This window comes from Caulobacter sp. BK020, from assembly GCF_004342605.1.
Lineage (GTDB): Bacteria > Pseudomonadota > Alphaproteobacteria > Caulobacterales > Caulobacteraceae > Caulobacter.
The window spans coordinates 1-9,441 of sequence record NZ_SLZL01000040.1; the positions used below are offsets into that span (position 1 = coordinate 1).

Sequence of the window (9,441 nt, forward strand, 5' to 3'; positions counted from 1 at the left end):
ACGAAGCGGGCGGCCTTGCGCGAGCTGTCGATGTCCAGCACCCCGGCCAGCACCTGCGGCTGGTTGGCGACGATGCCGACGCTTTCCCCGTCCATGCGGGCGAAGCCGCAGACGATGTTCTTGGCCCATTCGCTTGAGATCTCGAAGAAATCCGCCTCGTCGACAATCTTCAGGATCAGTTCCTTCATGTCGTAGGGCTTGCCCGGATCGCTGGGGATCAGGCTGTCGAGGCTGGGCTCGGCGCGATACGCATCATCAAAGCTAGCGCGCTCCGGCGCGGCCTCGCGGTTGGACGAGGGCAGGAAGTCGATCAGGCGGCGCACCTGGGTCAGGGCCTCCAGGTCGTTCTCGAACGCCCCCTCGGCCACGCCGGACTTGGCGGCGTGCACCCGCGCCCCGCCCAGCTCCTCGGCGGTGACCACCTCGTTGGTGACGGTGCGGACCACGTCCGGCCCGGTCACGAACATGTAGCTGGTGTCCTTCACCATGAAGATGAAGTCGGTCATGGCGGGGCTATAGACGTCGCCGCCGGCGCAGGGGCCCATGATCACGCTGATCTGCGGCACCACGCCCGAGGCCATGACGTTCTCCAGGAAGATGTCGGCGTAGCCGGCCAGGCTGTCGACACCCTCCTGGATGCGCGCCCCGCCTGCGTCGAACAGGCCGATGATCGGCGCCCCCACCTTCATGGCCTGGCGCTGGACCTTGACGATCTTGGCCGCGTGCGCGCCCGACAGCGACCCGCCGAACACCGTGAAGTCCTTGGAGAACACGTAGACGACCTTGCCGTTGATCGTGCCCCAGCCGGTCACCACCCCGTCGCCCGGCACCTTCTGCTCGGCCATGCCGAACTCGGTCCCGCGGTGCTCGACGAACATGTCGAACTCCTCGAACGAGCCCTCGTCCAGCAAAAGGTCGATCCTTTCCCGCGCCGTCAGCTTGCCCTTGGCGTGCTGGGCCGCCACCCGCGCCTCGCCGCCCCCGGCCCGCGCCTGCTCGCGACGGCGATCCAGTTCCTCCAGTATGTGCTGCACGCGGATAGGCTCTTGCAAAAGGAATGAGAGCTTCAAAATCAGCCTATTGTGCTTGCCAGCAAGCAAAACATGAGGAAAATCGAGCTGTCACGCGAGGTTGCGATGGCGAAATCAGTGAAATTGCAAAGTTGTAAAGCCATGCGCGACAAGCTGTTCATCGGTCCGAAGGTTCGCCTCCTGCGCCTGGCCAGGGGTTGGAAACTGGAGCCCTGCGCCGCGCGACTGGGGGTGTCCGCCAGCTATCTGTCGCAGATCGAGGCCAACCAGCGGCCCGTGACGGCCCGGGTGCTGATTGACGTGATGCGGGTGTTCGAGGTCGACGCCGCCTCGCTGGACGCCGCCGACGACCAGCGGATGATCGCCGACCTGCGGGAAGCCACGGCCGATCCGATCCAGGACGGCGAGGCGCCCAGCCTGCACGAACTGAAAGCGGCGGTGGCCAACACCCCCAACCTCGCCAAGGCCTATCTGGCTCTGCATCACGCCTACCGCCGACTTGACGAACGCCTGAAAACCACCGACGAGGCCGTGTCGCTGGACGAGCGCGGCGCCGCCAGCGCGCTCCTGCCCTACGAGGAGGTGCGCGACTTCTTTCACTACAAGAACAACTATATCCATAACCTCGACATCGCCGCCGAGGCCCTGGCCGAGGACCTGGGCCTGGGCGGAGCGGACGCCCCTCAGCTGGTGCTTGAGCGCCGATTGCGCGACGGCCTGGGGGTGCGTGTCAAAGACTCCGGCGAACCCGACCTACTGCGGCGGTTTGACAAGGCCGCGGGTTTGCTGGTGTTGGGCGCCGCCCAGTCCCAGGCGACCCGAAGCTTCCAGATGGCCTACCAGATCGTCGCTACGACCCTGGCCGACGCCGTGGAAGCCGAACTGGCGGCGGTCGGGTTTCGCAGCGAGAGCGCGGCCAAGGTCTGCCGTACGGCGCTTTTGAACTACGCGGCCGGCGCGATGCTGCTGCCCTATGAGCGGTTCCGGGAGGCCGCCCGAGCGGCGCGCCATGACGTCGAGCAGCTGAGCCTTACCTTCCAGACGAGCCTGGAGCAGGTCTTTCATCGCCTCAGCACTCTGCAGCGGCCGGGCGCGCGCGGCGTGCCGTTCTATTTCGTGAGGGTCGATCAGGCCGGCAATATCACCAAGCGCCATAGCGCCACGCGCCTGCAGTTCGCGCGCTTTGGCGGGACCTGTCCGCTGTGGAATGTGCACGACGCCTTCGCGCGACCGGATGCTTGGTTGGTGCAACTGGCCGAAATGCCGGACGGGGTGCGTTATGTCAGCATCGCCAAGGGCGTGGTCAAACCCTCGGGCGCCTATCTGCGGCCGGATCGACGCTACGCGCTGGGCCTCGGCTGCGAAGTGCAATACGCTGACAGCCTGGTCTACGCCCAGGGGCTGGACCTAGCCGGGCCTACGGCGCCGATCGGCGTCAGTTGCCGGATCTGCGAGCGCGATGACTGCGCCCAGCGGGCCTTCCCGCCGGTCGACCGGGCCTTCGAGGTCTATGAGAACGAACGACGCCTGGCGCCGTTCGAGCTGGGACTGGGCTTTCAACAGTCACGGTAGTCCAGTCGCTGGCGGTGGGCCCGGCGAAGTCGTGAGCTTCGTGGCGACCGTCACCGGCGCCGGCCCCACCGGGATCGAGATCATCCAGACGGCGCTAGAACCCCGTCGGACGTCCCGATGGATGGCCGGTTCTCTATCCGCATGGACCAACGACCTAGCTGGGTGTGTGCGCGACGTGACGGGGCGGCTGCTGCTGATCGGCAAACCGACCTATCTGGTTCCGGCGAGCTGGCCTGGCCCTGCTCAACCAGTCGGTGACGGCGCGTATGTTCGCGGATCGCTTGAGCATGAGGGTTCAATCGTTTCCGCTTCGGATGGCTTCAACGGGCTTGGCCCAGACGAGGTAGCGCATCGGACCGTGGGTCTTGGCGTCGAGCGGCCAGCAGGTCGCCAGGGCCAGGGCGCGGCCGGGGGCGTGGGGATCAAGGCCGGAGGCGTTCCAGCGCACGACCTGGGCGCCGGCCACCGTGAAGCGGGACCGCCGGCCATCGATGCGCTCCACCGCGACCTCGTCGCCGGGCCGGACCTGGCCCAGCAGGGCGAAGTGGGTGTCGCGGTGGGCGGCGTAGACTGCCGTCCCGCGGTCGCCGGCGTCGGGCGTGCCCGCCACGTGGCCGGGACCGAAGGCCAGGGCCTGGCCGCTGGCGCCGTTCAGTACGATCACGCTGCGGTGCAGGCGGGGAAAGGTGATCCGGGCCACAGGCCAGGTGTCGGCCCAGGGCCAGGGTTTCACCGGCTGCCCGGTGGCGACGGACTGGGCGAAGGCGCGCTCCAGCAGCACCTGGGCCAGGACGGCCTTGGCCGGAATCCATAGGCCTTGGCCGCAGAGCGCCAGCCCCGCGGCCACCACCGCCGCCGCCGGGGCCAGGAACGGGAGCCGCCGTCGGGCGGCTCCCTGCAGGCTGGCGATCCGGCTCACGCCGCTTTCCTCCGGTCGGACAGGATCCAGCCGCCAGCGCCCAGCAGCCCGCCCAGCGCCAGCAGGCCCAGGCCGACCATGACCAGCATCGGACCGTCGGTGGCGGTCTGAGGCAGGTCCAGCCCGGCGACCTGCTGGTCGGCGTCCGCCTCGGCCTGACCGTCCGCGCCGGGGTGGCGGGCGCCGCCGAACAGGACGTCGAAGTCCCAGCCGGCCGGCAGGTTCAGCGGCAGGTCGGCGCGGGTCAGCGGCGCGTCGGCCGGTCGCGACGGGGTCTTGTCGACCGCCACCAGGCTGGTCTGGCTGGTCACCAGCTGGTGGTCCAGGCCCAGCTTCAGCACCCGGGCGTCGGCCTCGTCCTCGCTGATCTGGGCCAGGCTACGGGCGACCTCGGCGTCGGTGACCTTGCGTCGAGCCCATAGCTTGGAGACGCCCTTGCCGGCCTCGGCGTTCTTCAGCGAGATCCGGGTCTCCCACGGCTTGCCGTCGATCACGCCGCTGATCCGCAGGGCGCCCCTCATCGCGCCGATCCGGGCGGCCACGGTGATCGGTTCGCCGCGATAGAGGTCGGGAAGGACGGCCGGCGCCAGGTCGGCTTCGGTTCCCTCGAACATTACGCTCAGATTGGTGGCGACCGGGCTTTCCAGCTTGTCGAACAGCCGGCGCATGGACTCCTCGACCGCGTCGGTCGAGCCGATATGGGTGAAGGTTCCCCGGCCCAGTTCGGCGGCGCGGCTCATCAGGTAGGTGTTGGGGGCCGAGCCGATGCCGACCATGAACACCCGCGAGCGACCGCGGTTGGCGCTGATGGTGTCGAACAGGCCCTGCTCGTCGCCGATCGCGCCGTCGGTCAGGAACACCACCTGGCGCACCCGGCCGGTTTCGCCGGCGTGGTCGTCCTCAAGGGCGGCGGCCATGGCGGGGATCATCTCGGTGCCGCCGTCGGCGTCGAGGCTGGCGACGTACTTCTGGGCCTTGGCCAGATGGTCGGCGTCGGCGGCGACGGCGCCGGGGAACAGCACCGAAACCGTGTCGTCGAAGCGCACGACGTTGAAGCGGTCGCCCGGCTTCAGGTGGGCTAGGCCGTAGGCTAGGCTGGCCTTGGCCTGGGCCATCGATTCCCCGCCCATAGAGCCGGAATTGTCGATCACGAAGACGATGTCGCGCGGCGCTGGCGGCGTGGTCCGCGCGGCGATCGGCGGGGTCAGCTGGGCCAGGACATAGTCGTCGCCGGCCACCTTCTCGTGGAACAGGCCGACGGCCGGGGCGGCCAGGGGCGCGCCGCGCCAGGTCAGGACGAAGTCGCGGTCGGCGGGAACCTGGCCGCCGGCCAGGGTGATCCGCTTGCCGCCGCGCTCGTCGCGCACGTCCACGGCGTGGGTGGCGCTGGAGACCCCGGCCAGCGGGAAGCCGGCCCGCAGGTGGACGGTGATGGTCACCGGGTTGATCTTGCCGTGGACTCGCGGATCGACGATCGGCGCTGTGGCGTCGGGAGCGGCCGGCGCGCCGGGCGAGGTGTAGCGGGGGGCCACGACCAGGGGGACGCGCAGCGAATAGTCGCCGGCCGAGACCAAGACGGGCGCCTGGTATTCGATCTGCACCAGCACCGTCTCGCCGGGCGCGACATTGGCCACCGAGTTGGTGAACAGGTTGGGCCGGCCCTGCTCGACCAGGGCGGCCTTCCTGCCCTGGGCCTTGGCCGCGTCATAGATCGCCTGGGCCTCGGCCTTCTTCTTGATCTCCCCGACGATGACCTTGTCGCCGACCACCATCTTCAGGGTGTCGACGCCGCCGTCGTCGGGCAGGGGATAGACATAGACCGCCTCGACCCAGCGGCCGGTGTCGTTGCGAAAGGCCTGGGTGACGCGGGTGCGCACGGTCAGGCCGCTGACGGTCATGTCGATGTCGGTTCCCAGCCGCACGGCCTCGACCACCTGGTCGCCGCCTCGCGCGCGCATCATCAGCGCCCCGGAGGTCACGTCGCCGGGCTCGGCCGCGAAGCTTTCCCGGCAGAACACCAGGGCGGCCAGCACGGCCAGCACCAGCATCAATCCGACCGCGCCCCGGTGCAGGGCGAGAGCGGCCAGAGCGGTGACGCGAAACCGGGTCGGACCACGGGACGCGCCGACGTCGGAAGCAGGCATGGGAAGATCTCCTCATCTCGAAAAGCGAGAGATCTCTCTTGTCTTCACACGGGGCGCCGGCCGCGAGCCTCATGATCTGCATAGTTCGTGCGGAAGCCGTGCAGATCCTCCACTGCTGGCCTTGCAGGGTCCGGCGCTGTGCCGCAGTGTGCGGAAATGTGCGGATTCGTCAGGACCTGACGCGATGACCCTGGCCGCGGCGGAAGCCGACCTCTCGACCGAACTGAGCCAGGCCATCGCCGCGCGAGTGCGCGAGGAGCTGGCGCGCCGGCGCCTGTCGCGCCAGGCCCTGGCCGACCTGGCCAAGATCAGCATCTCCACCCTGGAGAAGGCGCTGGCCGGCCGACGGCCGTTCACCCTGGCCACCACGATCCGGTTGGAGGAGGCGCTGGGGGCGTCCCTGCGCGCGCCGGTCCGCGCGGCGGCCGCGCTTTCGCCGACCGGCCTGGCGCCCGAGGCCCTGGGGGCGTATTCGCGCACGGCTGTCGCCTGGCTGGAGGGGCAGTACGTCACTCTGAGGCCGTCGTTCGAGGACCCCAAGGCGGTCTACGCCTACCGCACCGAGATCGCCTGGGATGAGGCCTCGTCCAGCCTGGCGTTCCGCGAGGCGGCGCGGGAGGACGCCGACTTCACTCAGAAGGGCGCGGTGTCGCTGTCCAACCAGTCGGGCCACACCTACCTGATCACCAACGAGCAGGGGCAGTTCCGGCTGGTGGTCCTGGGGCGGCCGGTGATCGGCGGCGAGATGTACGGCCTGCTGACCACGCTTCAGGCCGGCCAGGGCAGTCACCTGACCCCCGCGGCGGCCCCGATCGCCTTCGTGCCGCTGCGCCGGGTCGACGATCCCCGCTTCGGCCGCATCGCGCCGGGAACCAGCCATTACGACCTCTATCGCGCGACCCTGGCCCGGGTGACCGACAAGGGCTTCGCGCGATTCTTCGCGGGGTAGGGCGGGGCGTCATGGGCGAACCCGGGCTCTGAAGGGGCAACGGGCGGCAGAAAAGAACCTGCCGACGGTCCGGGGCCGCAAGCGATCACGCGCCGGCTCGCCGCCGTTCGTTTGGGATCATACCGCTTCGGGCAGGGTCGCGTTCGGCGTTCTCGCCAGAATCTTCGTTGCAGCCGTCCTCGGCGCGGCGTGGCGCGATGTTGACGGCTTTGGCGTCATAAGTCGGAACTCGCGGGCGCTCCATCGTTGTTGAACGGCGCGGCTGGCCAGGGCCGCTGGACGGGGCGAAGCCGTTCCCAGGCGCGCGACAGGCGCAGGACGCCGAGGTCGTCGAAGCGCCGCCCGACGATCTGCAGGCCGATCGGCAGGCCGCCGCCCGTATAGCCGCAGTTGATCGACGCCGCCGGCTGTTCGGTCATGTTGAAGGCCACGGTGAAGCCGATGTGTTCGAACGGCCGGGCTGGATCGTTGGTGGGCGAGGGCAAATGCGCGTCGAAGGCGGGCGCCGGCGCGGTCGGCGAGAGTACGAAATCGAACGACTGGAACGCCTTGGCGCCGACTTCGCGCATGCGCTGGATCTGGTTGAAGCCGCGATAGACCGACAGGCCGTCGGCGCCTCGGGCGGCCCTCGCCCAAGCCAGAATGTAGGGCAGGGCGCGCTCGGCCCGTTCCGGGTCCATGGCGTCGAGGTCGTTCAGCGAACGGGTGCGCCAGAAGAGGTCCAGGCCGTCCAGCATCTCGCGGGTCAGATAGGGCGCGAACGGCTCGACAATCGCGCCGGCCGCCTCGAAGGCCTGGGCGGCGGCGGTCACAGCCTGGGCCACTTCCGGCTCGACCTGCAGGCCGACCCCGGCGTCCAGCATCAGCCCTATGCGCAGGCCCGCGAGATCAATGTCGAGGTCGTTCCAGGCGAGGCTCGCCGGCGGTAGGCTCATGTAGTCCCGGCAATCGGGGGCGGAGAGCACGGTCATGGCCAGGGCCGCATCCTCGACCGTGCGGGTCATCGGCCCGGCGCAACGGCCGATATAGGGCGGATCGATCGGGATGCGGCCGTTGCTGGGCTTGAGGCCGTAGACCCCGCACCAGCCGGCCGGCAGACGGATCGAACCGCCGATGTCAGTGCCCAGGTGGAGCGGCCCGTAACCGGCCGCCGCCGCCGATCCAGCGCCGGCGCTGGAGCCGCCGGGGGTCTTGGCCAGGTTCCAGGGGTTGCGAGCGAGCTTATGGAAGCTCGACAGCCCCGACGACAGCATGCCGAAGTCGGGATTGGTGGTCTTGGCCAGGATCACCGCGCCGGCCTCACGCAGTCGGGCGGCCGGCGGGGCGTCGACGGGTTGGGGGACGAGGTCGGAGGCGGCCGAACCCAGCGGCTTGGGTACGCCCCGCGTGGCGATCAGTTCCTTGATGGTGACGGGCGCGCCGTCCAGTGGGCTCAGCGCCTCGCCGCTTCGCCAGCGGGCTTCGGAGGCGCGGGCGGCCTCAAGCGCAGCGCCAGCGTCCAGCGCCCAGGTCGCGGCGAGGTTCGGTTCCCAGGCCTCGATCCGCGCCAGCACCGCCGAGGTCACTTCGACCGGCGAGAGGTTTCCAGCGGCGTAGAGCCGGGAAAGGTCGGTTGCGGTCAGGTCGGGAAGTTCGCTCATGGATCGAGACTAGGACGCTCGCAGGCGGCTTCGCTAGAGTGCGCGCGAATCCGAAAGGGAGATCGCCTTGCTTCGACCCGGTCCGCTCAACCTGCTGACAGACGTGCCCGGCCTTACGGTCGGCAACGCCGCGGACGAGGTGGCGCGCACGGGCGTGACGGTGGTCCGCTTTCCTGGCGGCTGGACGGCGGCGGCGGATGTGCGGGGCGGCGGACCCGGCGTGCGCGAGACGGCCGCCCTGTCGCCCGAGAACGGCTATGCCAAGCTGCACGCCCTGACCTTCAGCGGCGGCTCGGTGTTCGGCCTGGCCGCCGCCGATGAAGTGGCTGCGGCGCTATCCCAGGCCGATGAGGGCTTCCTGGTGCGACCGGATACGCCCCGCACGCCGATCGTGGGCGGCGCGGTGCTGTACGACCTGGCCAATGGCGGCCACAAGGCCTGGGGGCTGGAGCCGCCTTATCGCGCCTTGGGCCAGGCCGCCTTCGCGGCGGCCGACAGGACCTTTACCCTGGGCGCCGTGGGGGCGGGACGTGGCGCGCGGGCGGGCCTCGTGCAGGGCGGGCTGGGTTCGGCCTCGCTGGACCTCGGCGACGGCCTGGTGGTCGCGGCCCTGGTTGCGGTCAATCCGGTTGGGTCGGTGTTCATGCCGGATGGCGAGACCTTCTGGGCCTGGCCGTTCGAGATCGATGGCGAGTTCGGCGGTCGCACGCCGACCGGTCCAGCCGGCGCGGTCGAGCCAATGCCGGACAACTCCCGTCTGGCGGGACTGGGTCGTCTGGCGCCCGGCGCCAACACGACCCTGGCTCTGGTCGCCACCAACGCCGACCTCGGCGCCGGCGAGTGCCAGCGACTGGCGATGATGGCCCAGGACGGCCTGTCGCGCGCTGTCCGCCCGGCCCACACGCCGTTCGATGGCGATGTGGTGTTCGCCGCGGCCTCAGGGGCCATCGATCTTGGCGAGGAAGGCCGGCAGCTCCGTCTCGCCAGGCTGGGCGCGGCGGCCGGCGACTGCCTTGCGCGAGCGATCGCCCGCGGGGTCTACGCGGCGCGGAGCTAGAGCAAATCGCGCGATATAGGAATCGCACGATTTGCTCTAGAGCGGGTTGAGGTTTAGCTGAATCGCGGGATTCCCAAATCAGCTGGCGTCTGATTCAAGATGCTGGCTGGGAAGGAGGCCAGCATGGAT

At 69.7% G+C, this 9,441-nt stretch carries 7 protein-coding genes; 3 read left to right on the forward strand and 4 right to left on the reverse strand.

What is annotated here, in order from left to right:
- A partial coding sequence (locus EV278_RS23765; RefSeq protein ID WP_132096705.1) for a carboxyl transferase domain-containing protein occupies positions 1-1,034 on the reverse strand: 1,034 nt, incomplete at its 3' end.
- A 138-nt stretch (positions 1,035-1,172) separates the two neighbouring features.
- On the opposite strand from EV278_RS23765, the gene EV278_RS23770 reads away from it, so the two are divergent.
- A complete protein-coding gene (locus EV278_RS23770) occupies positions 1,173-2,603 on the forward strand; it encodes a short-chain fatty acyl-CoA regulator family protein (protein ID WP_132096707.1) in 1,431 nt (476 codons plus the stop codon).
- A gap of 295 nt (positions 2,604-2,898) precedes the next feature.
- Here the strand turns inward: EV278_RS23770 and EV278_RS23775 are convergent, their stop codons facing one another.
- Together EV278_RS23775 and EV278_RS23780 are read right to left on the reverse strand one after the other, a co-directional pair.
- The gene (locus tag EV278_RS23775) at positions 2,899-3,522 is read right to left on the reverse strand and encodes a class GN sortase (protein WP_132096709.1); all 624 of its coding nucleotides are present in this window, start codon (positions 3,520-3,522) and stop codon (positions 2,899-2,901) included.
- Entirely contained in the window at positions 3,519-5,666 is a 2,148-nt protein-coding gene (locus EV278_RS23780) for a marine proteobacterial sortase target protein (RefSeq protein WP_132096711.1), read from the reverse strand. The genes EV278_RS23775 and EV278_RS23780 overlap by 4 nt, the downstream gene beginning before the upstream one ends.
- A 184-nt stretch (positions 5,667-5,850) precedes the next feature.
- Between EV278_RS23780 and EV278_RS23785 the strand changes: the two genes are divergently transcribed.
- Positions 5,851-6,615: a helix-turn-helix transcriptional regulator gene (locus tag EV278_RS23785; protein ID WP_132096713.1), complete on the forward strand. Its 765-nt coding sequence runs from the start codon at positions 5,851-5,853 to the stop codon at positions 6,613-6,615.
- A gap of 215 nt (positions 6,616-6,830) precedes the next feature.
- Here the strand turns inward: EV278_RS23785 and EV278_RS23790 are convergent, their stop codons facing one another.
- The gene (locus EV278_RS23790; RefSeq protein WP_132096715.1) at positions 6,831-8,255 is read right to left on the reverse strand and encodes an amidase; all 1,425 of its coding nucleotides are present in this window, start codon (positions 8,253-8,255) and stop codon (positions 6,831-6,833) included.
- 67 nt (positions 8,256-8,322) lie between these two features.
- Here EV278_RS23790 and EV278_RS23795 point away from each other — a divergent pair, with 67 nt between their 5' ends.
- Positions 8,323-9,312, forward strand: a complete 990-nt coding sequence (locus tag EV278_RS23795) for a P1 family peptidase (RefSeq protein ID WP_132096717.1) — start codon at positions 8,323-8,325, stop codon at positions 9,310-9,312.
- Positions 9,313-9,441: the final 129 nt, after the last annotated feature.

Coding starts and splice junctions, on each gene's coding strand:
- EV278_RS23770 (WP_132096707.1), top strand. CDS start 1,173: ATGCGCGACAAGCTGTTCATCGGTCCGAAGGTTCGCCTCCTGCGCCTG.
- EV278_RS23780 (WP_132096711.1), bottom strand. CDS start 5,666: ATGCCTGCTTCCGACGTCGGCGCGTCCCGTGGTCCGACCCGGTTTCGC.
- EV278_RS23785 (WP_132096713.1), top strand. CDS start 5,851: ATGACCCTGGCCGCGGCGGAAGCCGACCTCTCGACCGAACTGAGCCAG.
- EV278_RS23790 (WP_132096715.1), bottom strand. CDS start 8,255: ATGAGCGAACTTCCCGACCTGACCGCAACCGACCTTTCCCGGCTCTAC.